The sequence below is a fragment of the Sutcliffiella sp. NPDC057660 genome (genome assembly GCF_042800035.1).
Taxonomy (GTDB): domain Bacteria; phylum Bacillota; class Bacilli; order Bacillales; family Bacillaceae_I; genus Sutcliffiella_A.
This window is the reverse complement of sequence record NZ_JBHVHV010000027.1, coordinates 1-24,478: the sequence shown is the minus strand read 5'-3', so window position 1 is coordinate 24,478 and position 24,478 is coordinate 1. Positions and strand designations below refer to the sequence as shown.

The 24,478-nt window shown below is 40.2% G+C and carries 25 protein-coding genes, 2 tRNA genes, 1 rRNA gene, 1 pseudogene and 1 riboswitch; of the genes and pseudogenes, 10 read left to right on the top strand and 19 right to left on the bottom strand.

Features of this window, described 5'->3' with window-relative positions; all coding sequences use genetic code 11:
• Positions 1-2 precede the first annotated feature (2 nt).
• Positions 3-1,118, top strand: a complete 1,116-nt coding sequence (locus ACFVAD_RS23090; RefSeq protein ID WP_386645946.1) for a GerAB/ArcD/ProY family transporter — start codon at positions 3-5, stop codon at positions 1,116-1,118.
• Position 1,119: 1 nt separating this feature from the next.
• A complete protein-coding gene (locus ACFVAD_RS23085) occupies positions 1,120-2,199 on the top strand; it encodes a Ger(x)C family spore germination protein (RefSeq protein ID WP_386645944.1) in 1,080 nt (359 codons plus the stop codon).
• Positions 2,200-2,975: 776 nt separating this feature from the next.
• On the opposite strand, the gene ACFVAD_RS23080 is transcribed toward ACFVAD_RS23085, so the two are convergent.
• Positions 2,976-4,190 (bottom strand): DUF3800 domain-containing protein, encoded by a 1,215-nt coding sequence (locus ACFVAD_RS23080; RefSeq protein ID WP_386645941.1) that lies wholly within the window; start codon positions 4,188-4,190, stop codon positions 2,976-2,978.
• 790 nt (positions 4,191-4,980) lie between these two features.
• Positions 4,981-5,080: riboswitch (purine riboswitch) on the top strand.
• Positions 5,081-5,163: 83 nt separating this feature from the next.
• On the opposite strand from ACFVAD_RS23080, the gene ACFVAD_RS23075 reads away from it, so the two are divergent.
• The 3 genes and pseudogenes from ACFVAD_RS23075 (at position 5,164) to ACFVAD_RS23065 (ending at position 5,967) form a co-directional block, all read left to right on the top strand.
• On the top strand, positions 5,164-5,406 hold the full coding sequence (locus ACFVAD_RS23075) for a hypothetical protein (RefSeq protein WP_386645938.1): 243 nt from the start codon (positions 5,164-5,166) through the stop codon (positions 5,404-5,406).
• Positions 5,403-5,648, top strand: a complete 246-nt coding sequence (locus ACFVAD_RS23070; RefSeq protein ID WP_386645935.1) for a hypothetical protein — start codon at positions 5,403-5,405, stop codon at positions 5,646-5,648. Before ACFVAD_RS23075 ends, ACFVAD_RS23070 begins: the two co-directional genes overlap by 4 nt.
• Positions 5,621-5,967: pseudogene (locus ACFVAD_RS23065) on the top strand (IMP dehydrogenase). Before ACFVAD_RS23070 ends, ACFVAD_RS23065 begins: the two are co-directional and overlap by 28 nt.
• A gap of 592 nt (positions 5,968-6,559) precedes the next feature.
• Here the strand turns inward: ACFVAD_RS23065 and ACFVAD_RS23060 are convergent.
• The 7 genes from ACFVAD_RS23060 to groES all read right to left on the bottom strand — a co-directional run bounded on the left by ACFVAD_RS23060 (position 6,560) and on the right by groES (position 12,973).
• On the bottom strand, positions 6,560-7,264 hold the full coding sequence (locus ACFVAD_RS23060) for a S1 family peptidase (RefSeq protein ID WP_386645932.1): 705 nt from the start codon (positions 7,262-7,264) through the stop codon (positions 6,560-6,562).
• 119 nt (positions 7,265-7,383) lie between these two features.
• Positions 7,384-8,358 carry an AbiTii domain-containing protein gene (locus tag ACFVAD_RS23055; protein ID WP_386645929.1) on the bottom strand — a complete coding sequence of 325 codons (975 nt, stop codon included), beginning with the start codon at positions 8,356-8,358 and terminating at the stop codon, positions 7,384-7,386.
• Between the two features lie 187 nt (positions 8,359-8,545).
• Positions 8,546-8,830 carry a hypothetical protein gene (locus ACFVAD_RS23050; RefSeq protein WP_386645927.1) on the bottom strand — a complete coding sequence of 95 codons (285 nt, stop codon included), beginning with the start codon at positions 8,828-8,830 and terminating at the stop codon, positions 8,546-8,548.
• 315 nt (positions 8,831-9,145) lie between these two features.
• On the bottom strand, positions 9,146-9,922 hold the full coding sequence (locus ACFVAD_RS23045) for a hypothetical protein (RefSeq protein ID WP_386645924.1): 777 nt from the start codon (positions 9,920-9,922) through the stop codon (positions 9,146-9,148).
• A gap of 190 nt (positions 9,923-10,112) precedes the next feature.
• A complete protein-coding gene (locus ACFVAD_RS23040; RefSeq protein WP_386645921.1) occupies positions 10,113-10,469 on the bottom strand; it encodes a DUF2513 domain-containing protein in 357 nt (118 codons plus the stop codon).
• Positions 10,470-11,009: 540 nt separating this feature from the next.
• Positions 11,010-12,638: a chaperonin GroEL gene (gene groL / locus ACFVAD_RS23035; RefSeq protein ID WP_386645918.1), complete on the bottom strand. Its 1,629-nt coding sequence runs from the start codon at positions 12,636-12,638 to the stop codon at positions 11,010-11,012.
• Between the two features lie 47 nt (positions 12,639-12,685).
• On the bottom strand, positions 12,686-12,973 hold the full coding sequence (groES, locus tag ACFVAD_RS23030; RefSeq protein ID WP_386645915.1) for a co-chaperone GroES: 288 nt from the start codon (positions 12,971-12,973) through the stop codon (positions 12,686-12,688).
• Between the two features lie 296 nt (positions 12,974-13,269).
• Here groES and ACFVAD_RS23025 point away from each other — a divergent pair, with 296 nt between their 5' ends.
• Positions 13,270-13,992 (top strand): CPBP family intramembrane glutamic endopeptidase, encoded by a 723-nt coding sequence (locus ACFVAD_RS23025; RefSeq protein ID WP_386645912.1) that lies wholly within the window; start codon positions 13,270-13,272, stop codon positions 13,990-13,992.
• Positions 13,993-14,042: 50 nt separating this feature from the next.
• Positions 14,043-14,243, top strand: coding sequence for a YdiK family protein (locus ACFVAD_RS23020; protein ID WP_386645909.1), 201 nt, complete (start codon positions 14,043-14,045; stop codon positions 14,241-14,243).
• Positions 14,244-14,267: 24 nt separating this feature from the next.
• Here ACFVAD_RS23020 and tatC read toward each other — a convergent pair whose 3' ends face one another.
• Genes tatC through ACFVAD_RS23005 form a run of 3 tightly spaced genes read right to left on the bottom strand, consistent with a single transcriptional unit; the run spans position 14,268 to position 15,905 of the window.
• A complete protein-coding gene (tatC, locus tag ACFVAD_RS23015; protein WP_386645907.1) occupies positions 14,268-15,023 on the bottom strand; it encodes a twin-arginine translocase subunit TatC in 756 nt (251 codons plus the stop codon).
• Between the two features lie 17 nt (positions 15,024-15,040).
• A complete protein-coding gene (locus ACFVAD_RS23010) occupies positions 15,041-15,226 on the bottom strand; it encodes a twin-arginine translocase TatA/TatE family subunit (RefSeq protein ID WP_386645904.1) in 186 nt (61 codons plus the stop codon).
• Positions 15,227-15,266: 40 nt separating this feature from the next.
• On the bottom strand, positions 15,267-15,905 hold the full coding sequence (locus ACFVAD_RS23005; protein ID WP_386645901.1) for a redox-sensing transcriptional repressor Rex: 639 nt from the start codon (positions 15,903-15,905) through the stop codon (positions 15,267-15,269).
• A 193-nt stretch (positions 15,906-16,098) separates the two neighbouring features.
• On the opposite strand from ACFVAD_RS23005, the gene ACFVAD_RS23000 reads away from it, so the two are divergent.
• A complete protein-coding gene (locus ACFVAD_RS23000) occupies positions 16,099-18,027 on the top strand; it encodes an ABC-F family ATP-binding cassette domain-containing protein (RefSeq protein ID WP_386645984.1) in 1,929 nt (642 codons plus the stop codon).
• Positions 18,028-18,375: 348 nt separating this feature from the next.
• On the opposite strand, the gene tsaD is transcribed toward ACFVAD_RS23000, so the two are convergent.
• The 5 genes from tsaD to thiL are packed head-to-tail and all read right to left on the bottom strand — an operon-like array spanning position 18,376 to position 22,000.
• Positions 18,376-19,410 carry a tRNA (adenosine(37)-N6)-threonylcarbamoyltransferase complex transferase subunit TsaD gene (gene tsaD / locus ACFVAD_RS22995; RefSeq protein WP_386645898.1) on the bottom strand — a complete coding sequence of 345 codons (1,035 nt, stop codon included), beginning with the start codon at positions 19,408-19,410 and terminating at the stop codon, positions 18,376-18,378.
• A complete protein-coding gene (rimI, locus tag ACFVAD_RS22990) occupies positions 19,407-19,856 on the bottom strand; it encodes a ribosomal protein S18-alanine N-acetyltransferase (RefSeq protein WP_386645896.1) in 450 nt (149 codons plus the stop codon). The genes tsaD and rimI overlap by 4 nt, the downstream gene beginning before the upstream one ends.
• A 9-nt stretch (positions 19,857-19,865) precedes the next feature.
• Complete coding sequence (gene tsaB / locus ACFVAD_RS22985) at positions 19,866-20,561, bottom strand: tRNA (adenosine(37)-N6)-threonylcarbamoyltransferase complex dimerization subunit type 1 TsaB (protein WP_386645893.1); 696 nt, start codon at positions 20,559-20,561, stop codon at positions 19,866-19,868.
• Entirely contained in the window at positions 20,558-21,013 is a 456-nt protein-coding gene (tsaE, locus tag ACFVAD_RS22980) for a tRNA (adenosine(37)-N6)-threonylcarbamoyltransferase complex ATPase subunit type 1 TsaE (protein WP_386645890.1), read from the bottom strand. Before tsaE ends, tsaB begins: the two co-directional genes overlap by 4 nt.
• A 12-nt stretch (positions 21,014-21,025) precedes the next feature.
• Positions 21,026-22,000, bottom strand: a complete 975-nt coding sequence (gene thiL, locus ACFVAD_RS22975; RefSeq protein WP_386645888.1) for a thiamine-phosphate kinase — start codon at positions 21,998-22,000, stop codon at positions 21,026-21,028.
• Between the two features lie 153 nt (positions 22,001-22,153).
• Between thiL and ACFVAD_RS22970 the strand changes: the two genes are divergently transcribed.
• On the top strand, positions 22,154-22,468 hold the full coding sequence (locus tag ACFVAD_RS22970; protein ID WP_386645885.1) for a DUF3243 domain-containing protein: 315 nt from the start codon (positions 22,154-22,156) through the stop codon (positions 22,466-22,468).
• Positions 22,469-22,681: 213 nt separating this feature from the next.
• Positions 22,682-23,617 (top strand): DUF2268 domain-containing putative Zn-dependent protease, encoded by a 936-nt coding sequence (locus tag ACFVAD_RS22965; RefSeq protein WP_386645883.1) that lies wholly within the window; start codon positions 22,682-22,684, stop codon positions 23,615-23,617.
• Positions 23,618-23,872: 255 nt separating this feature from the next.
• On the opposite strand, the gene ACFVAD_RS22960 is transcribed toward ACFVAD_RS22965, so the two are convergent.
• From ACFVAD_RS22960 to rrf, 3 genes are all read right to left on the bottom strand, one after another.
• A tRNA-Asp gene (locus tag ACFVAD_RS22960) sits at positions 23,873-23,948 on the bottom strand.
• 4 nt (positions 23,949-23,952) lie between these two features.
• Positions 23,953-24,029, bottom strand: a tRNA-Met gene (locus ACFVAD_RS22955).
• Between the two features lie 164 nt (positions 24,030-24,193).
• A 5S ribosomal RNA gene (gene rrf / locus ACFVAD_RS22950) occupies positions 24,194-24,310 on the bottom strand.
• Positions 24,311-24,478 lie beyond the last annotated feature (168 nt).

The window sequence follows — 24,478 nt, the reverse complement described above, 5'->3', positions numbered from 1 at the left end:
CATTGACTGAACTTTCATTGTTCGAGAAAACCTCTTCATATAATGGTGTTTATATGACTTTGATGGTCAACAGGATACAAATGCTATATTTTGCGATTATTATGCCAGTTTTTCTCATATACCCCTATATGATTTGGATGATTATCATCGTAGGGGGACTATCACAGGTCAGTATATTCATGTTATCGAAATGGTTTACTTCCAAGTATGCATCCAAAGGCTACGAAGGTTTTGTAGATCTTTTCGGTGAGCGTTTGGTACGGTTACTTTCTTTCATCGGAATCGGTTTCATTTTATTAAAAGTAACAGTAATCACACTCGGATATGTAGAAGTAGTACAACATTTTATCTTCCCTGCAGTGAATACGAATTGGATGATCCTTTTCATTTTGCTTATTTGCTGGTATGTTGCTTCACTTGGGATGAACAGTACGATCCGTTTTATCGTCATCGCTTTTTTGTTTACAGCTCCAATGCTCTTGTTATTATTGAACTTCCCTTTTCAGCCTTTTGCTACTATACATGATCTATTTCCGTTAATACCATATGAATGGACGATGAAATCATGGAAAAGTGTGCTGTTTATATGGTCCGCCTTATCTGGTCCAGAATATTTGGCTTTACTTGCACCTTGGTTCAATACGAGAGAAAAAATCCTCAAATACATGACAATCGGAAATACTTTTACCGTTTTTGAATATCTGTTTATATTCATTGCCTCTTTGTTTTTTTTCGGATCACATTATCTTGGAGAAAGCAAATTGCCGATCGTGGAAATGATACGCTACCTTAACTTTCCGGTATTTGAGCGAATTGATATAATTTTTATCTCTGTATACTTATTTCACTTTGTATTCGCCATATCAATATTCCTGTTACTTTTTTATGGTGCCATTCGTATCACTCTGAAGAAATCAAAAGTTCAAACAACTCGATTAGGTTTTGCATTATGTTGTTCTACATGTATCCTTTGTTTAATGATACTTAATGAAATGTTGTGGAAAAAGGCAACTAATCAAAATATTTTATTAGAAATAGCGATATGGGCAGGAGCACTCACTTATTTATTCGTACCATTACTTCTTTTCCTCTCTTTAAAGCGAAAGGTCCGTGACTAGTATGAAACATAAACATATCAAAATACATTTTGTCATTTTTGTTAATATAATCTTTTTATCAAGTTGTTCGCCTATTCCAGAAAAAAATCTGATTGAAGAAATCGCACCTGTGACTTTTTGGTCGATTCAGAAAGGAGAAGAGGAGAACTACAGAATGAGCACTTTGATACCTCCCCTTGTAAAAGAAAAGAAACGCCTTTTGACTGTTCAAGTCGACTTGTTAAAAGAAGGCATGAAGGGTTTTAATTTAAAATATTATAGAGAATTGAAAGTTGGACAACTCCGGATGCTGTTGATTAGTGATGAAATTGCAAAAGAAGGGATCAGTCCATTGATTGATACGATTTTGACAGATCCTGATATTTCTAAACGTTTGTATGTAGCCATTGTCAAAGGGGATTTTGATGAGTACATCAACAGTCAACTTGCAGCACAAAAAGACCTGGACTATTATCTCTATCGGATGTTCAAACATTACGAAGGTCAGGGGAAATTGACCGTTGTGAATTTGCATCAATTCATGAAAATGCTTCATTCACCAGCTAATTCTCCAGTAGTGCCTGTATTTGAAGCTAGTGGTGGTAATTTCCAATATCAAGGTACTGGTATTTTTAAAAATGACAAATTGATCGAAACCACCAACAACATGGAAGAGCTAATTTACCAGCTTATCGGCAACGATCACTTTTTAAAGTATTTTCCGATCCGTGACTTATCCTTTGTTCTAGGCCATGTGACAGCCAATGTTCATTGGAATATGGATAAGACATACTCTGAACTGAAGCTCACCGTTGAATTGAACGGACGGCTTGACGAGATAGCTCGGGAACATAACGTGCTCACCCCAGAAGAATTTTCAAAGTTCGAGACGGAAATTGAATTGTATCTAGAAGAACAGACTACCAAGTTTTTAAAAAAGCTTCAGGAGAATAAGGTTGACCCTTTACAAATAAGAAAGTATACCTTGAGACCTTTCTCAAAACCTCTTAATGAGGAAGAATGGTCAAACAGATGGGAGCAGATGGAGGTCACAGTCGATTATGACCTTAAAATCCAACCGCTAACAGATATCAAAAACTGATGAACTCAACTATGAAGAAAGTGCGGGACGTCTCCCGTGGAACTGTTGTCACTGTTTCACATATAGGGGGGCGTCCTTTTCCTTTCCGGCTTGGTCATACGGACGAACAAACAATGCAAAATGGATGCCTTCACGTCACAGAAGAAATGAAATAACAGGCGCAATTTGCCTTGAAGCAATATGATGTGTTAACGGTGAAGGATATACATGGGTATCCGGGGTGTTCTGGGTAAGGCTTTGGGGATGAGGGAGTTTTTATGATGGAGTCAAACTTTTGATGCTTATCATTTAAATCATAAACAAAGAGGCTTTCATCGTTTAATCAACTAATGGTAGGCCTCTTTAAATTTGTGTTATTTTGAGAAGTACTCTATAAACTTTAATAGCAAAGAGAAAGACAGCTATTACATCGTGCAGCCATTAGAGTGATAGTGATTAATATATTGTTGAAATTTCGAAAAAACGCGGTAAGTCAACCGTCTAGATAACTTGTCTTCAAAATATGTTTTGCTAAGGTGTTATATTCTTCAATTTTGAAAATAATTACAGAGCGACGGTTCTCATGCTTCTTTCAGAATTCGAAGGAAGCGTTAGAACCGTCCCCATGCTTTTGTGAGCTGCTTAAATGATCGGTGGTTACCTAGAAGTATTGAATGTCATCCTTATTCCTTTTTTAGACTTAATAAAGTGCCGTAGATTCAAGAAATGCACTCTTCACTAATTTTCTCAATTAATATATCAACTTTAAGGCGAAAACCCCTGCCATAACAATTTTGTTAATCGAATAAATAAAGTATAGCCATATCCCCTTTAGTATCAACTTCTGTAATTTCTTTGAAATTTTCCGCATTAAAATTTATTACCTTTAAATTCACTAACTCTAAAACATGATTTGCTAGTTCATCTTTAGCATTTCTTTTTTCTTGTTTTTTTTGGTGATTCATTACACGGTTTACACTTGCCGTAAACAAGTCGGCAACCTGTAGAAACCTCTCCATTTTTGAATCTATTGGTGCATAAGCATTTAATTTTAAATTTCCATCATAATGAGTATTGAGATTATCAGATATCTTTTGTGACATTTGTTCAATGTGAAAACTTGTTTCATTTCCTTCTTTGTCTTTTATATAACTTATTTGTTTTGGAAAATCAATTCTTCCTGTATTTGTTTCATGACTTATACCAAGTCGTATTAACTGGTAATAAAGTTCATCAACAAGCTCTTGAATTTTGACCTTAGTAATCTTTGTTTTATTGACACCGATTGCTTTAAAACTTATTACATCACTAAGACCTATAAATTTATTAAAAAATTCCTTGTAGGCCTCAATATTAGAACCATCATTACTTAATCTCTTGAAATGAAATTCCGAGGGGAATCCCGTATATTTGGATGACGCTTCGCCTAACCAATTTATTAAGTTCCTTTTGATTTCACCATTTCTTCGGTCATCTAACACCCATAACCCACCTACAATAACATAATCATCCGTTTTTCCCGTTTCATCTGCATAAATATGCATTATTGGCAATTCAGGCTTGGTGGCAATTTGATATTCGCTAGTTTGTTCTGCTAAAGCTTTCCTATAGGTTCTTACTTTTTTATCTGTTGGCAAGTATAACTTATACTCATTTTGTATTTTTGCTCTAGCTCTTGCAATGGTAGTTAACCTTTCCAATTTGAATAAATCGTTGTATGACACCGAACTCTTTGTATGCCCTTGAAAGACTTCCCAATACCTAATCATTAGGGCGACATCCGAATTTCTAGTTTCATCGAATCTATTTAAAATAGATGCTACTCTCTGAGTTACGTGTTTTGTTTCACCATTTTGAACTGCTTCCCATAATGCAGTTCTCTTCCTTGCTATTTCTGCCTCTTTTTGAGGGTCTATATCTGCTTCAACACTTTCATTACTATCCTCTGCTAATACCTCTTCTTCTATTTCTTGCAAGAGTTGGTCTCTTACAGATTCAACCATAATGTTCATTACTCCCTTCTATAACCAATTAATTTAAAATGGTTTCTTTTTTTTCTTAGGATCTTTTTTTGATTGTAAGCATACCATCCTGTGGTTTTGATTTATTTCTCTCTGATATGTCAGTTGTTAATAGTTTTTTATTTCCTATTCTACTACCTTCATCATAAAGTTCTTTGGTAAAACTAAAACATTTATATAAATTGCTTTCTGCTCCGTTGTTTTAGTTGGTATCTTTCAATTTTTTTTATTCTTCCAAACTAGATATTTTTTCTTTTGCCTCAACAACAAGCATTGGAATCCCAAGTTTATTTCTATTTTTACCATTTCTATGCAACCATAGAATTTCCCTGCTTGTTTCTCTCACTAAACTATTATATATAGACTGATGTAGTCGCTTAAATGTGAAATGTATTGATACACAAGGACACCTAGCATGTGGTGAATAGTAAGTGTTGATTGGAGTGGAAGGCGCGCACACTCTAGCGGGATAAAGGAGAGGGGAGATTTCGCAGGGCAAGACAGAGGAGACTTCCGGACCGCACGCAGGAAAGCGAAGCGCCTGAAAAGGGAATAAACAGAGTTATATAGTTTCTTACCTTTTTAATTAAGATGATGAAATCCAAATGGTTTCATACGTCTTCTCTATATCTCCAAATTTCCTCCTCTTTACCAACCATTGGACCGCGTCTGTTCCATCAGTAAAAAACCTCTGTTTTTGCAATTTACTCCAAAACCCAAATCTGGATTCCAATTTGTTGTTCTCATAACAAAAAGTTCGTTTATAATTGAACTTTTGTTAAAATCACTTTAAAGTTTCATTCATATATTCTTAGAGATATGGTCTAAGAGTTTCTACTAGGAGCCGTCAAATCCTAACCATGAATGGGTGGATTCACTCTGCCCATTCATAGTTAGGATTTTTTGATGCGTTAAGTTTTTATCTAACATTACTATGAAAATTATTCTTTTAGGGGTGTGTCTCATGGAAAATGTATTTGATTATGAAGATATTCCGTTAGTTCCAAATAAATGTGTGGTAAACAGCCGTTCTGAGTGTGATACCACGGTGACACTGGGTGGCCGTCAATTCAAGCTTCCTGTTGTACCAGCAATACACAAACCATCATCGATGAAAAAATTGCCCTTTACCTTGCTGAAAATAACTATTTTTACGTCATGCACCGCTTTGAGCTACAAAAGCGTCATGCATTCATTGAAAACATGAATGCAAAAGGCCTTTACGCTTCCATCAGTCTTGGAGTGAAAGAAGAAGAATATTCATTCGTTGAAGAGCTTGCAACAGCAGGGCTTACTCCTGAATACATCACGATCGACATTGCCCAAGGGCTTTCCAATGCTGTCATCAATATTATCCAGCATATCAAAAAACAGCTGCCAGAGAGCTTTGTCATGCCGGGAATGTTGGTACACCTGAAGCGGTGCGTGAACTGGAACATGCCGGAGTAGATGCAACAAAAGTTGGGATTGGTCCTGGAAAAGTATGTATCACAAAAATTAAAACAGGCTTCGGAACGGGCGGCTGGCAGTTGGCAGCACTTCTTTATGTGAAAAGGCAGCGAGCAAACAAATCATTGCCGATGGCGGAATCCGTACACACGGCGATATCGCAAAATCCGTACGTTTCGGTGCAACAATGGTCATGATCGGCTCCCTTTTTGCTGGCCATGAAGAATCACCAGGAGAAACGATCGAATTAGAAGGAAAATTAGTTAAAGATACTTCGGCTCCGCTTTCGAATTCCAAAAAGGTGAAAAGAAGAACGTAGAAGGCAGTTTTTAGAGGATCAAGCATGATAGCGTATTTAACCCGGAGTGGTTAAATACGCTGTTTTTTGTGTTGTGAATTCTTTAAAAGCAAGGGGGCAGATAACACAATGCCGCCCTATTTAAATACCATATATCGGAAAGAAATAGAGCAATGCAATATCAAAATTATGCTGCACACATCCTTTTTACTCCTGGTGAAGTGAAGATGGGAGAGGTGATTTAGATTTTGTTATGGATAAGATAAATCTGTTAAAAAAAGCATCATTGTGCAAAACTAAAAGCTGAAGTGGTAATCACAATTCCAGAAGGTATGGTGCTCGTTACAAAAGTTGAATATGAGCAAAGGAACTTAAGAATCGGATAAATAAAAAAGCTGAATAGATAAATGAAAATATTTTCTATTCTCTGCAGATTAAAAAACACCTGGTGTTAGAATTTGAGGATTTGTTTATTATCCTGAATCCAGTGGGTCTGAGGGACAGGTTGTTCTTCTCTTTTATGCTTTAAAGATAAATTGGGTCGAATGACCTGTCCCCTAGACTCTGAAAACAATAATTTGACTTACCGATTTTTCACTCTAAAATATATCCATTAATTCTGAATCAATTCAGAAATTGGTGAATATGATTTTCCAACTTCATTAATAGGTATTGCATATCCAATTCCAAGATTTAGATTTTGTTGCATTTCTTTAATTAACTCCTGAATCGCTTTAACCGGATCCAAGCTGCCCACAAAAATGGCACCTGTTGCTTGTGCTTGTTGAACTTCTCTTAAAAACGCTGATAAAGAGCCATGCTTAGCATTTACTATTCCTATCAACTCTCCTTCGTGATTGAATAGTGGACCGCCCGAATTACCGTGATTGACTGATGAATCTATCCTGATTAAGTCAAAACCGTTATTGGTTGGTGAAAAACCGGCAACATGAGCAAATAATGCAGTTATCTCCATAATTTTAGATGGAAACCCTACTACAAATGCTTCTTTCCCAATTTTTATGTTATCAGAGTTTCGAATGACGACTCCTTTACCCAAGGGCTGGCTAAACTCAAGAATTGCAATATCCTTCACTGGATCATTAAAAATGATATTTCCCAATTGGAAATTATTCGATCCTGAAAATCTTACACCATTTTTCAAATTGGGTAAGAGACAATGCGAACAAGTTACAACCTTATTCCCTTCCCCAACTAAAACCCCAGTTCCAGACGATACAATCTGCTGGTTCTGATCAAGAACCAAAACGTTTACTACTGAATCTTTAATTTGTTCAAATTGAGATGAAAAATCCATTATACTCCCCCTATTAATTGTGATAATTCCTTTAAAACTTTTATTAATAAAATTGTCAAATTATCCTTTGGTTAATAACAATACCACTATTCTTCTAAGAGGTGTTCAAATAATTCCCGTTATAAGGCGAGCAAATCGCCGATTAACAGGTATGTGAAAATTATATATCTTTCTGCCTCTTCAAGAGATACATCTGCATGAGTCCCTTTATTAGCTGCTCCATATATACTGTCTAGTCTTTCACCAAGATATTTTAGATGTGATCCGATTAATTCTTCAAAGCGCGCACTATGTGATTTTGAATCCACATATTGGATTATCCGATTTATAACTTGGTCTTCTCCTACTTTTATAGTTTTCCCTTTGACAATAATTGGTTCAGCTCGAGGTGGGTATAATGCATCAGCAATATCTTTTAATATTCTTCTACACGAATGAACTGCATTTGCCCAGTCTTCAGAATTAGTTGATCTTAAGTTCTCGTGAACAGACACAAATCTCGTGACGGCTTCTGGTGAAATTTCCGCAAGTCTTTTATCTACAAATAATCTCTTTTTATTAAATATACTTTCATTAATATCGCTAAATTTTAATTCATAGTTCACATTAAACACATAATCATAAAAACTAGCTCGTACCTTTTCAATTTTTTCAGTTAGTACTTTTATTTGATTAGCAATACCATTTCTTTCATGCTTATTCCCCTGTGGTAAAGGTTGGAGGAATGTTGATGCTGATGAAATTGATACATCCGGATCAAGCGAAACTTTCATTCTTTCTTTTAAAGCTTCTATTGTAGCTTCCATTACACTAACTGTTTCAGTGAAAGCTCTCTCGTCATCAGTATCATCGTTAAAATAAATTCTATTTGATTTTCGTGCAGATTTCCAAGCTATATCTGATAGATGGCCTGTTGGAGTTCTTGAAAAGCCTTTCATTTCTTCTCTAATCCATTCAACAGACTCCATGTCATTTATTAGGCGGGCAAGCCTAAGTGTTTTTTGAATTGCTGTTTGCAGTGGAACCTCACCTAGTTCAATATTTTGTAAGATATTTTCAGACAGTGCTAAAGCTTCATCTAACCTTGAATGCATTTGCATTTCCCCCTAATTTCGAATCCTCATACCTTGCCCTAAATTAAAACCTATTTATTTATAGTTGGACAAAATGTAAGCAAGCCCTACCAAAATGAATTTAAATCAATAGTCGAGTACAGTGATAATAAAGAAAATTATTCCCCCTATAAAAACACTCCCACTTTCAATTGTTTTACTACACCTTTTAATCTTCCCTCATATCCATTTGAATTAAATGCTTACATTTAGGACATTTACTAGATAACTTGTACACTTTTTTCTTAGGATTAAATTCCTTAGCAAACTGCTCAATCACACTAGGTATCGAAAAGAGAACCATGAATAGAGATATGTATGTAATTATTCGAGAGTTCTGATTAAGCTCTTCAATAGCTAATGTCAAGAAAACAAATATTATAAAGAAAATTATTAACGCCACTAAACAGATTCGAATGAATAAATTTCCTTTTTGTTTTAATAGTTCCCACATAATAACACTCCTTCCTGACATCTATACGAACGAAGGAGATTATAGTTTCATTTTACTAGTTTGCACTTAAGAAAACAGCCAAGGGAGATTATCTACACTAGCTTAACGCTTGTATTTAATCTAGAAAAGTCCATTTAAAAGCGGGATGGTTTTCTTGCTTCAGGATTTAAAGGAAGCGTTTGAAACGTCCCCTTTCAAATATCTCTATTCTTTCTTCTTGCTCTGGTCATCTACAAATCCCTTACCTCCTAAGTGGTATTTGTTTGTTTGAGAAAAGTAAAAGAAGCACCAAATTAAGGTGCTTCAAATTTGTAGCTATTCTTCTTCAGTTAGATGAAACGATAATAGTATTTCTCCTTCTATTAATATCTTTGTAGGCAGTATATTAGTAAAATTTTCAATGTTACCTATATCAATTTTTTCTGGTTTATCGCTTATCAGATCTGGAAACAAAATTCTATATTCATTTTGATATGCAAAAAACATGTCTTTTTGAAAGAAAAAATCCGAACGACTTGTAGCAAAAGCTTCCATTCGGTCTGTGTAATTGATAGACATATCCCTGTATTCAACAGGATTCCTTACAAGCGCAATGTTTTTATCCCTACAAACTTGCTCTATTCTATTCAAAAACTGGCCAATATTAATACACATCACATGGTCACCAAAATTTTCAAGAGCCCTCTCTTTTAATTCTTCAGGCAATACGAGCTTTGTAACAGCCACATTATCTTCTATATGAACTATTTCCAATAAATCAGTAGTTATTCCAGTCATACAGAATAGATGCTTTTGATAGTCTTCATTACTTTCCATGTTGGCATTACTTGCTCTTCCTGTAAAAAGAGTTTCACCTGTTGCAGGGTGTTTAAAAGTTAACTTTACATCAGAAATCCGCAGGGATGCATCAAAAGCATCACCTTGACCTTTTCTTTTCTCTTTTATTTCAAGATCCTTATAGTATTGGAAATTATTTAAGTAAAGTGTTCCATTTTGCAAGCTCTCTAAATTTTTTTTACTAGAAAACTTTAATGCAAAAGGTAGTTTATTATTCACTGCCAAAACCTCAATTAATCTTTGCTTTTTTTCCATAATTTCTAGTTCACCTTTCAATTTTATCTTAGAAAAACATAACTATTTTTAGTTTATATTTCTATATCATTTTAACGACAAATGCCGACAACTCTGATTCCTAAGAGAATCTCCTTTTCCTGGTACGGTTACTTCAACTTCCAACTCTTGGTGTTTGTTTTGACCATAGAAAAAGCACCTAAATAGATGCTCATAGTCCAAGTATACTCTTTATTTGAATGCTGGCATATTCTTTTAATACATCAAACGGAATAGAACCTAGTTCAAGACCTCTCTTCTTAACTCCATCTTTTGTTTTCACCCATACATTATCATTTTTAATAGAATCTAAAAATTCATGTCCATCCCACGTCAAGGATGCTATTAACCACATCGGCCTATTGTCAGCCCACTTGGTATTGTTATTTACGTATCCTGCTTGATCTAAAATTTTCAAATGGTATGCAACTATTTCTCTATCCCATTCCTTAGGGATTATTAATTCATTACCGTAGTTGTTTTCAATTAACAATAATAGCTCTCTCACTAACTCCATATCTCTTTTCAAATCCCAACACTCTCCTTAAGTAACTCTTTCAACAAAAGGAACTATATTCCTTCAAAATTATAATAATATCAGAATCATTTGATACATACCCAAAGCCTACTATTGATGTTACAAAATCAAATAAATTAGGAACCTTTATAGAGACTAAGAAATTTTAGAGGGCCTGAGGGACAGTTTCAGGTATATTACCCTTTGACGCTTTAAAGAAAAAATACGCTGAATTACCTGTCACCCTTAACTCTTTTAACAGAGGGGTTGAGTATGCTTTTTTTATGTTTTAAAAAAAGAAGCTTCCCACAAGTTCATTGAACTCATGAGAAGCCTCTGTTAATTTACTTCAATGTTAGCAAAATGTTAGCATTACACTCTCACCTTACTTAAAAACCCACTCATATCAAGTGTTTGGGGGCGTATTGTCTAGCTCCAGCGGCTAGCCCCTCGAGGTCATAAGCCACTCCAGGAATGAAGACAAAGAGCGTCTTCTTTCCTAGATCGTCTTATGCTTGTCGGGGCTGAACAAGCCGCTTCCGCTTTTCGGTATTACATCATTCCGCCCATTCCGCCCATTCCACCCATATCAGGCATTCCGCCGCCGCCCTCTTCAGGGATGTCGGCTACTACTGCTTCAGTAGTCAGGAACATAGCAGATACGCTTGCTGCGTTTTGAAGTGCGTAACGAGTTACTTTGGTAGGATCTACGATACCAGCATCAAGCATGTTTACCCATTCGCCAGTTGCTGCGTTGAATCCGATACCGATTTCTTCTTTTTTCAGGCGATCTACGATTACAGATCCTTCAAGTCCAGCGTTGTGCGCGATTTGACGTACAGGCTCTTCGATTGCACGCAATACGATGTTTACACCAGTAGCTTCGTCGCCTTCTGCCTGGATTTCGGATACTTTGTTGTAGATGTTTACAAATGCAGTACCACCACCGGCTACGATTCCTTCTTCCACTGCAGCACGTGTGGAGTTAAGAGCATCTTCAATGCGAAGTTTGCGCTCTTTTAGTTCTGTTTCAGTCGCCGCTCCAACTTTGATTACAGCTACGCCACCAGCGATTTTTGCTAGGCGCTCTTGTAATTTTTCACGGTCGAATTCAGAAGTTGTGTCTTCCAATTGCGCACGGATTTGGCCAACGCGAGCTTGGATCTCTTCTGTGTTTCCGTGTCCGTTGACAACTGTAGTGTTTTCTTTTGTAACCACGATTTTGTCTGCGCGGCCCAATTGGCTGATGTTCGCAGTTTTAAGGTCTAAGCCTAGTTCTTCCGTGATTACTTCACCGCCAGTGATGGCAGCGATATCTTGAAGCATCGCTTTACGACGGTCACCGAATCCAGGAGCTTTAACAGCTACTGCATTGAATGTTCCACGTAATTTGTTCACTACTAATGTAGCCAACGCTTCCCCTTCTACGTCTTCAGCAATCAACAACAATGGCTTGCCTTGTTGTACCACTTGCTCAAGTACAGGAAGGATTTCCTGGATGTTGGTGATTTTTTTGTCCGTGATCAATACGTACGGGTTGTCTAATACAGCTTCCATTTTGTCGGAATCTGTTACCATGTATGGAGAAGCATATCCACGGTCGAATTGCATACCTTCTACTACTTCAAGCTCAGTAGTGAAGCCTTTGGATTCTTCCAATGTGATGACGCCGTCGTTTCCAACGCGCTCCATCGCTTCTGCAATCAGTTGGCCAACCTCTTCGTCCGCTGCAGAAATAGCTGCAACCTGAGCGATGGAAGCTTTGCCTTCGATTGGTTTAGAAATGTTTTTCAATTCTTCAACAGCAACTGCAACCGCTTTTTCGATCCCTTTGCGGATTCCCATTGGGTTTGCTCCAGCAGTAACGTTCTTCAATCCTTCGCGGATCATCGCTTGTGCAAGAACTGTTGCAGTAGTTGTACCATCACCGGCAACGTCATTTGTTTTGCTAGCTACTTCAGCAACAAGTTTCGCACCCATGTTTTCGAATGCGTCTTCAAGTTCGATTTCCTTTGCGATAGTAACACCGTCGTTAGTGATTAGTGGAGAACCGAATTTCTTCTCAAGTACCACATTGCGTCCTTTTGGTCCTAATGTTACTTTCACTGCATCAGCTAATTTGTCTACACCGCGTAACATGGAGCGGCGAGCTTCTTCACTGAACTTAATCTCTTTTGCCATAATTGATAGACCTCCTCAGTAAAGTTAAGTTTTTTTATTTTATTTGATTACTTGCTTACTACTGCAAGTACGTCTGTTTCTTTAAGGATTAAATATTCTTTGCCTTCGTACTTTACTTCTGTACCGGCATATTTAGAGAAGATGATGCTGTCGCCTTGAGAAACTTCAAGCGCTACACGCTCACCGCTGTCAAGCACACGACCTGTACCAACCGCTACTACTTTTCCTTCTTGAGGCTTTTCTTTAGCAGAGTCAGGTAATACGATACCACTTGCAGTTTTTTCTTCTGACTGAACAAGCTCAATTACTAGACGATCACCTATTGGCTTTAACATGAAAACAACCTCCTTGATTTCATATGTAATATTTTTATTTATTAGCACTCTATAACCTTGAGTGCTAACACAATTATTATAATAATGAATCTCTTCCTGTTTTGCAAGTATCTTTGCTTAAAATTTTTCACCCTTTTTAGCACTTTTCCATTATCTCCCCGCAGTCTTCATTTAAACCAAAATATCGACATTTTTTTCGTAAGGATACCTGAATGTGGGAACCTTATCATTATAAGGGTAGACTTATAATATGATACAATACGGAAAGCGAATAATAGAGTTTAGAGGAGTTTACTATGACTAAAAAGTATTGGTATGTCATTTTGACCTATGTGTTGATGCAGCTGTCCGGATTTATTGGCTTTCCGATCTTGATGGCTCTCGGTGTGGAACGTGGAGATATTGTGGGGTATTGGACCTTTGTCAGTTTTACGATCGGTCTTTTGATTGTCTGCTATATCCTCCGGGATGAATGGAAGGAAGGCGACTTCAGGGGTAAGACGGCCTCTGTTCCAAAAACTGTTCTATGGACGGTGCTGGGCTTTCCAATGGCATTGTTCGGCCAGGGAATCGCTGCTCAAATTCAGCTGAAGCTTTTCGGTATCGAGCCTGGTTCCGAAAATACGCAGGAGATTATGGCCTTTGTCACAGCAACACCAATCATGATTTTTGCCATTACAATTGCGGGGCCTATTTTAGAGGAAATCATATTCCGTAAAATAATTTTCGGTTCTTTATACAAACGATTCAATTTTGCTGTCGGGCTTATTATCAGCTCCCTTCTTTTTGCTATTGTCCATAATGATTTCAAGCATCTGTTGATTTACTTTGTAATGGGTGGGATCTTTGCCTTCCTATATGTCAAAACAAACCGCATCATTGTTCCGATCATCGCCCATGTCGCCATGAATAGCTTTGTTGTCATTGTGCAGTATGTGTTCAGGGAAGATATCGAAGAAATGATCAAGCAAATGGAAGAGATGCAGAATGCGTTACCGAATCTTATCTCCTTCTTCTGATAGTTTAAAGAATCAATGATAAAGCCATCTACAACTGGAGGACTAGCACAATGAAAATAAAACCGATCAATATGGCCTTTTTCTATGCCGTCATGGGATGTCTATTTACGTATTTGGCAGTTGCGTCATTCAAGGAAAGCGTCTTTGAATGGCACACCATGCTGCTGATGCTGATCGCCACCTTCGACTTCGGCGTTTCCATCCGGGCATTTCTGCTTCATAAGAAAATAAAAAGTATGCAAAAAAAATAGGCTACTTACCTTTACGGTAGTTGCCTATTTTTTATTTAATTCCTCATTCAACTTTGCTTCCGCAAGCTTGACCTTTTTATAGCCGAAGCGGGAAATGATGATGCTGATCTCGTAAAGGATAAGAAGCGGTACTGTCACCATTAGATGAGAGATGATCTCCGGCGGCGTAATCAATGCTCCTATTACTAGCAATACGAAGTACGCGTACTTTCTTATTTTCACGAGGATAGCTGGAGTGATAATCCCAAGCCTAGTTAAGAACATCACAATAACCGGCATCTGAAACAGGATGCCGAATGGCAAGGTCAGCTGGAACAGGAATTGGAAATATTCGTTGATCCCGATCACTTGGTTGATATCCAGGCGGTCTGCCAGATTGCTCATGAACTTCACAACAAACGGAAACAGTATGAAGTAGGAGAATGTCAGTCCACTCAGGAACAAGAAGAGGGATATTGGGATATAGCTTAACGTCACTTTCCGCTCCCGCTCATACAAACCGGGGCTGATAAAAGACCAAATCTGATAGAGCGTAACGGGGAACGTAATGATAAATGCAATCAAAAAAGAAAACTGCATGAAGATCTTGATTGGATCTGTAATGCGAAAGGCATTCATCTGTAGCGCTTCCGCTTCATTTGTGTGCTGTAAATAGACAATGATCGGTTCCGCGAGGAAAAAACCGCCGATCGCTGAGACGAAAAAGAAGGAAGCAATGATGATCACTCTTTTTCGGAGCTCGCCTATATGGTCATACACCGACATTTCTCTATCTAGCATATATGTTCATCCTTACATTACTTCGTTTCTTCTTTTTTCTCTGGTTTGCTGTCGTCGTCATCCGCTAATCCTTTAGTTGCGTTTTTGAATTCACGCAATGTATTGCCAGCTGCCTTACCCAGTTGAGGTAATTTGCTTGGACCGAAGATTAGTAATGCTACGAAAACGATTAACAAGAGGCTACCCATTCCGATTGGACCCATTCTTGCCACCTCCTTGAAATATACTCATTCTACTACTTTTTCATTCTGTTGGATAGTGCTTGAGAAAATATACCAATGACTGTAGTTCTACGGCTAAATCAATATGATGGATACGGATGGTTTCCGGCACATTAATACGTGCTGGCGTAAAGTTCAGGATGCCCTTTACCCCTTTTTCCACCAATCTGTCTGCTATCGGCTGCGCTACTGGCGCCGGTACGGTGAGGATTGCCACCGTCACATCCTTCGGCAGATGCTCCTCGATGTCATCAAGATGATACACCGGTACACCGCCGATCTCCGTGCCGATTTTCGACTCGTCGATATCAAAGGCCATCACGATCTTCGTGTTATTGTTTTTCATGAAATTGTAATGCAGGAAAGCTGTCCCCAAGTTTCCTACACCTATTAGAGTAACATAAGTCAATTCATCCTGGTCGAGCGTTTTCCGGAAAAAAGTTAACAAATATTGAACATTATAGCCATATCCCTTTTTCCCCAGTGCCCCAAAATAGCTGAAGTCTCTTCTGATTGTGGCGGAATCCACTTTCACCGCTTCACTCAGCTCTGCGGACGAAACCCGCTGCTTTCCCGATGTATTCAAGTTCTTAAGAAAACGGTAATACAAAGGCAATCTCTTGGCAGTCGCCTGCGGTATTTTCATCGGTTCGTTATTCATCTTACTCCCCCATTGTCCAACCAGTTTGCGGTTCTTTTCTATATGTAACGGATGCCGGCTCCGTTTTTCGGATTTTAAATCGCTTTCATTTTACCCTATTCCGTGCAATTTTGTAAGAGGTTGCCGTTTCCAATTCTTGAAGTGGCGCTTGAAGAAGTATACACTTACATTAGAATTGCATGAGGTGAAAATGATGATTATTTTACAGATAAATCAATTAACGAAATATTTTGGTGCTGACCTTATTCTATCGAATATAAAACTAGAAGTACAATCGAAAGACAGAATTGCGCTTGTTGGACGTAATGGTGCAGGGAAGTCTACCTTATTAAAGATCATTTCCAATCAGCTGTCCTATGATTCCGGTGATATCATCAAGCCAAAGGTTGTAACAATCGGATATCTTGCACAGGATACTGGGCTGCAGACAGAGCGTTCCATCTGGGATGAAATGCTGACTGTGTTTTCCGGTCTAAAAGAGATGGAAAATCAGATGCGCACGCTGGAAGCGAAAATGGGAGATCCCGCTTATTTTGAGGATGGCCCGCTTTACGCCCGCATTCTGAAGGAGTATGACGAAATTCAGGAAGCCTTCAAGCAGAAGGGCGGCTTTCAATATGAAGCGGACATCCGCTCCGTGCTTCACGGCCTTCGCTTTTCCGAATTTGATTATCAGACCCCAATCGAGACACTGAGCGGTGGACAGAGAACCCGTCTTGCGCTTGCCAAGCTTTTGCTGACCAAGCCGGATCTATTGATTCTGGATGAGCCGACGAACCATCTCGACATCGATACCCTTTCCTGGCTTGAAGGATATCTCCAGAGCTATCCGGGTGCATTACTTATTGTTTCCCATGACCGCTACTTCCTAGACAAGGTGGTCACAACCGTCTATGAAATCTCCCGGAAGCAGTCTGCGAAGTTCCTTGGCAACTATAGTGCGTACCTTGCCCAGAAGGCCGAGCAATACGAACGTGATATGAAAATGTTCGAAAAACAGCAGGACGAGATTGCGAAGCTCCAGGACTTTGTACAGCGCAACCTGGCTAGGGCCTCCACCACCAAGCGCGCACAGAGCCGCAGGAAGCAGCTCGATAAAATGCAGATGATGGATCGTCCCCAAGGTGATGAAAAATCTGCCTCCATCATGTTTGATATTGATAGGCAGAGCGGGAATGATGTACTGAAAGCCAAGGATCTGGCCGTTTCCTATGACAGGACCCCCATTTTCCGGCATGTTGATCTTTCCTTGTCACGCGGCGATAGTGTGGCGCTTGTCGGACCGAACGGAATCGGTAAGTCCACCCTATTAAAAACACTCGTCAAGCAGCTGGATCCGCTCGAAGGCAGCTTTTCATTCGGGGCAAATGTTTCTGTGAGCTACTATGATCAGCAGCAGGCAGACCTCACTTCCAATAAAACGGTATTGGCCGAGCTTTGGGATGAGTACCCAAACAAGATGGAAAAGGAAATCCGAACAATCCTTGGAAACTTCCTTTTCTCCGGGGATGATGTACTGAAGCCGGTTTCTACTTTAAGCGGAGGGGAAAAGGCGCGATTGGCCCTTTCCAAGATGATGCTGCAGCGCTCCAATGTGCTGATCCTGGACGAGCCTACCAACCATCTGGATCTGGATAGCAAGGAGATTCTGGAGAATGCCTTGATTGATTACCCTGGTACCATCCTATTCGTTTCCCATGACCGCTACTTCATCAACCGCCTCGCAACCAAGGTCTATGAATTGAGCCGAATTGGGGCGACCGAATATCTAGGAGATTATGACTATTATATAGAGAAAAAAGAAGAGGCCTTGGAGCTTGCAAGGCTGGAAAGCGAAGCATCTTCCACTTCCCCTGTCAGAGCTGCTCAAGCTGATAAGGAAAAGCCGAGCTATGAACAGGAAAAAGAAGCAAAGCGCCTGGAACGCCAAAAGAAACGTCGCCTTGAAGAAATAGAAAAAGAAATAGAAGAGATTGAAAACAGACTGGAAGAAAACGAAAGCCAGCTCTGTCTCCCGGAAGTCTATCAGGACCATGAAAAAGTACTGGAGCTCAACACGCAGAATGAGGGGTTGCAGGAAAGATTGATGGTACTGATGGAAGAGTGGGAAGAGTTGGTGTGAAGAATAAGCTACTTTCTTTTTATAAGAGAGTAGCTTTTTTATTGAATTGTGGATAAAATCGTCCATTTAGCCGTTTTTGTCGATACCTGACCCCCTTTTTAAGAACTTTGTCGATAAAACTCACTTTTCCACACACATATTCACATATCATTCCTTATTCAATAAGTTATCAAGAGGTTTATACACACCATCCACAATTTCATCAAAAGTTATCCACATTTTTTATTCACATTTACGGAGTTGAATTTATAGGAAATTGATACTTTTATCCACATTTTATCCACAGGGTTGTGTATAACGTATGCGCTTTCTATTTTTGCACTAATAAAAAACCTTTCAACCAAAAGATCAGTTGAAAGGTTTTTCGATATCGAGCCCGGGATTTCCGTTCAAATTCATCCCTGAACGCTTTCCTTTGCGGTACAGGACACTTCCTGCAGCAGCAATCATCGCCGCATTATCTGTACATAGTGATAGTGGAGGAATCACCAATTCTTTCCCCACATTATCCACAGCAGTCTGAAGGGCACTACGCAATCCTTTGTTGGCTGCTACCCCGCCTGCCAGCAGAACCTGGTCCACCTTGTAGTGTTCCATGGCCTTCAGTGTTTTACCGACCAACACCTCGATGACACTCTCCTGAAAGCTTGCCGCCAAATCTGCAGGGCTGATCTCTTCCCCTTTTTGCTTGGCATTGTGGAGCGTGTTGATAACCGCAGATTTCAATCCTGAGAAGCTGAAATCATAGGAATCCTCCTCCAGCCACGCTCTTGGAAGTTTGATGGTAGGTTGTCCCTCCATTGCCAAACGGTCGATATGAGGACCGCCCGGGTAAGGCAGCTGCAAGGTTCTCGCCACCTTATCATAGGCCTCCCCTACTGCATCGTCTCGCGTTTCTCCGATAACCTCGAAGGAACCGTGCTCCTTCATGTAGATAAGCTCTGTATGCCCACCGGAAACCACCAGGGCCAGCAAGGGGAATTTCAACTCCGCTACCAGCTGATTGGCATAAATATGACCGGCAATATGATGAACACCGATCAATGGCTTCTGATGTGCGAATGCCATCGCTTTTGCTGCATTCACTCCGATTAAAAGCGCACCAACAAGGCCTGGCCCTTCCGTAACGGCGATAGCATCTATACTATCCATCGTAAGGCCGCTCTGCTTCATCGTTTCCTCAAGCACGATGGTGATCTGTTCCACATGATGCCTTGAGGCGATTTCAGGGACCACCCCTCCAAAACGCTGATGGCTTTCAATCTGGGAGGAAACCACATTTGCCACAATTTCCGTCCCGTTCTTGATGACAGCTGCAGCCGTTTCATCACAGCTCGTTTCAATCCCTAATATATATTCGTCTTTTTGTTCCTCATTTTTCATAAACTCACCCACATCACTAATGCGTCTTCATTGTTATCCACATAATATTTTTTTCGGATTCCGCCATTTTGGAAGCCATGCTTTCTGTACAGGTTCTGTGCCACTATATTGGAGACCCGCACTTCAAGCGATAACGAGATAGCCCCGATCATTCGGCAGTATGCAATAGCATTTCCCATCATTATATCCCCAAGCTTCCTCCCACGACACGAAGGATGAATCGCAATATTGGTGATCTGCGCCTCCCCCATGACCACCCATATCCCACAATAGCCAATCACTCTGTTTTCTTCCTTCATCACAAAATAATGGGCATAAGGATTATTGGTAAGCTCATAATAGAAGGCTTCTTTTGTCCAGGGAGTGGCAAACGAAAGCATTTCCACTTCATGGACCCCCTCAATATCATGGACCGTCATTTTAGCAATATCAATCATTGATTCCATCTTGTTCACCTATTTTTCTTTGCTTTCTAGCCATTTTGCTTCCGCTTCCGCTAAACGGGTGTAGTTTGGAACAAAGGTATGGACATCCTCCGCGTCCCTTTGCATCCCGATCAGAGCCAGCTCACTCGGACGAGGGTTGTTTTCACTTGTCTCGGCAAAATGTGCCATTTCCCCAAGATACTCTATGATGGTTTCCTTATGAAGGTGCACATCATTCCCGATGAATAATACGTCCTCATTCTTTTCTTTCAGCATGCCCAGCCAATCCGTCAGTGCGATATTCACATCTTCCACTTCCGTCTCTAGGCCTGTTTTATCCCATGTGTATAAACCGGTATACACCTGTCCGCGTCTGGCATCCATGATAGGAGATATAACTCCCTTGAAATAACGGCCATTAGCGGCCAACAGCTCCAGACTCGACACGCCTACAAGCGGCACATTCAACGACCAAGCCAAAGTCTTAGCGAGCGTAACGCCGATACGAACCCCGGTAAAGGAGCCCGGTCCTCTTCCTACCACAATTCGATCAAGCGTGTCCGGCTTTATCTCGCAATCTTTCATCAGGCTATCGACCGCAGGCATCGCACGCACCGAATGGTTTTTATTCAAGTTGGTTACAAGCTCCCCGATTACTCTGTCTTCCTCTACAATCGCCACACCAAGCACATAGCTCGATGTATCAATGGCCAGTACTCTAGTCATTCCATTAGCTCCTTACAAATATCTTCATAGCGTGCTCCCCTTGGAGTCAGCACAATCTTTCTTTCATCGTCGCCAAGATGGTAGATATATATCTCCAACCGTTCCTCTGGCAAATACTCCTCAATCAAATGGGCCCATTCCACAACCGTCACACCGCTGCCCATAAAATAATCATCAAACCCGAGATCTTCCTCACTGTCCGCTAAGCGGTACACATCCATATGGTAAAGCGGCAACCGGCCCTCATACTCTTTTATGATGGTAAACGTAGGACTGTTCACATTGCGGGTGATATCCAATCCTTTTGCCAGTCCCTTTGTGAACGTGGTCTTGCCTGCCCCCAGGTCACCCTCCAATAAAAGGACCTCTCCTCCATTCAGAAGCCTCCCAAGCGCATGGGAGGTTATCATCGTTTCCTCTGACGAATGTGTCTTCAACTCGACTTGCATCATATATCCATGCTCCTACTCTTTTAAAAAGTGATTATATCCTTCTTTTTTTAATAATACTTCACTATCTTCATCTCTCATAAAAACCTGTCCGTTCCCGGAAGCCATCACTTCACCAATTCTTGTGATCCTGATATCCTCATCCTGGCAGCGTTTCTGTAAAAGAGACCAATCCTTGGCACCAATCGTACCTACCAGCTCAAAATCCTCTCCACCGGTAAGTGCCCACTTCAGCGCCTTTTCTTCCTTATATTGAACCATTGATGTACTTAATGGTAGTGTATCCTTGTTTATCACAATATCTACATGGCTTGCTTCCGCAATTTCCATCAGCTCGCTTGCAATGCCATCACTAACATCATTTAGTGCTACACGGTCAAACCCCGTGAGAATCCTGCCTAAATCCACTTGAGGTGTCGGATTCTGATGCTTCCTTATCAACTCGGACCAACCGGAATGACCTTGTAAAAGAACATCCAATCCAGCCGCAGAATCACCCAAGGTTCCAGATACAAACACAGCATCACCCGGTTTGGCATTGGACCTGAGGAGACGCTTCCCCTCCTCCACCTTACCGATGACAAAGACACTCAGAACAAGGGCTTTCCCAGAAGTCGTATCGCCACCAATAAGGTCCATCCGATACTGATCACCCAATTCCTTCATCCCTTTATAGATGGCCAAAAGCTCTTCCTCCGGCCAATCTTTTGGAATGGTGATGGAAACCAGATAATAAAGCGGGATGCCACCCATGGCTGCAATATCACTAATATTCGCTGCCAGCGCCTTATAGCCGATATCATACGACTTCATGGTTTTCTTGCTAAAATGCACCTCGTCCACCATGGTGTCCACGCATACCACGCTTTCAAACCCCTCATCCACCGCAACGATTGCCGCATCATCCCCGATGCCCACAATCTTGCCCTGATGGAACAAAGACTCCGGGCTGATACTCCTAATGAAACCAAACTCATCCGAAACCGCCAAGAGACGACACCCCTCTGCTTCTTTATGCTATCCACTATTATAACGAAAGAAGAAAGATAAAGAAAATAAATCCTGTCCCATATCAAAAGGTTTAACCAATCCAAAAAAAGGATATGGACAAGGGATGCACTAAATTAAAGGAGGAATTCAATAATGGCACACACTGATCAAGATACTCAAAGCAAAGTCGAAAGAACAGTAGAAAACATGGATAATAGCAAGAAAGAAAGAATCCTGGCCGATTTTGATACCTTTAAGAGCTATTTGAACGACAAAGTATCAGCAGGAAAAAGAGTCGGACTCGGCGAAGAACAACTAGCCATCGCAGCCGAGAAAGTGGCCGACTACCTGGCCAAACACGAAGAGCCGAGAAACAGCGAAGAAAAACTCCTCCAGGAACTATGGAAAGTCGGAGACAAGGAAGAACGCCATAAACTCGCACATATGCTTGTTAAATTGGTAGACTAATAGAAAAGCAACTCTGTAGCGTACTGACTCTCCACACATAAATACAGTTGAGACAATAGCCCTACCCTAACCGGTAGGGCATTTGGCGTGGGAAGTTTCCTTACAACAAAAATTTTCTGAAAATAAAGGATTTTCAGGTATTTTGTAGAATACTTATCCTCAGGCACAAATAAGTATCAATTGTGGACAAAATTATGTTTAGGAGGGAAATTAATGCGTTTGAAGGGTTTATTGTTTTTTTTCATCATTGTTTTAGCTTTAGCAGGTTGTGGCAACGGAGAGAGTGCAGGTACAGTCAGTGGAGAAGAAGGATTATCTTCTACATTTAAGGAAAACGATCAAAACTTCGAAGTAATACACGCTTACCAATTATTCAATCCATACTATGAAGAATCAAAGAGCCTTCCAAAAGAAGAAGTTTTGGCTTTATATAAATCGAGTATCATTGACCAGGTCAACGATAAATGTTTTAAAGACGGCGAAAATATTCAAATGGCGGAAACAATCTTGAACGAGGAGCCCAAGAATAGAATTGCCGTTCAGGACGTAATCAAGAAAATCGATTATGCAAGTACCAATGAAGCGGTAAAAGAAGCACTTATCCAATCTTCAAAACTATTACCATCTGGAAAAGATACCACAGTATGTATATTCCCTACCAATGATTCTACTACTTTATCGTTTTCAGTCGGATCCGGGAAGATCATCCTACTATACAACCGCAACTATTCAACTGATATCATCAAATCTGCAGTAGCACATGAATACTATAATAGTGTCGCTTATGAGAAGCAATTTGCTGATTCGACGACTGTCCTGGATCAACTTGTCAATAAAGGAAAGGCTGTCATGTTCGAAAAAACTGTATTCCCTAATTTCTCTTTAACACCGGTTGATGAAGCATTCAAAAAGGAGCAGTGGGCAAAGATTGAAGGCGATCTTGGCAACACTGATCCTGACAGAGGAAATGCGATCCTCAAAGGTGGCGCACAGGTTCAGCAGCTTCCAAAAAGCTATGGTGCAAGCGAAGGCTACAAAATGGTCAAGGCCTACCTAGATGCAAACCCTGATACTCCTGTCGAGGAATGGGCAGCAAAGCCTGCAAGTGAGATTTTTGAAGAAACCGATTATCAAGCTAATTACAATTAAGCAAAAACCCTCGCCATCTTGTGATGGTGAGGGTTTTTTTGTATGTGTTGTAGTCAGAAGGAGGCTCGCAAAACTGTTTGGCATCAACCCTGTGTGGTTTGGCACGAACTCCTATAAAAGCATAAAAAATAGCCTGTGTTTCTAGGCTCATTTCGATGAGTTGCTGTATTTCACTTATAATTTCAATTCAAATTCATCATTTATGTAAAAAAGACCAAAAAAAATAACGAAACCAAGTTTCGTTTTCTTTAAAAATGGCGGTCCCGACCGGGATCGAACCGGCGATCTCCTGCGTGACAGGCAGGCATGTTAACCGCTACACCACGGGACCTTATTGGTTGCGGGGACAGGATTTGAACCTGCGACCTTCGGGTTATGAGCCCGACGAGCTACCAGACTGCTCCACCCCGCGATAGTGATAAGTAAGGAAGTTTTCCTTATGCTTTTTTCAACCGACTGTCCCAACCTCTAAAAGATGATTCAGGGATGTGTGTCGATCGGTACAACTCGAAGTGATTACAAGAAGCATATGCTCGTTGCTCCACCCCGCGATAATAATATGTATAGTATTTATACGCCTGGCAACGTCCTACTCTCACAGGGGGACAGCCCCCAACTACCATTGGCGCTGAAGAGCTTAACTTCCGTGTTCGGTATGGGAACGGGTGTGACCTCTTCGCTATCGCCACCAGACATATATTATTATACTATAACTTTGAAGAAAATCAAGCATTATTTGCTATATTCCTTCAAAACTAGATAACGTTTTTTTCTTACCAAGATTCACAAGTGTCGTTCATTGTTTTTGGGTTAAGTCCTCGATCGATTAGTATTCGTCAGCTCCACATGTCGCCATGCTTC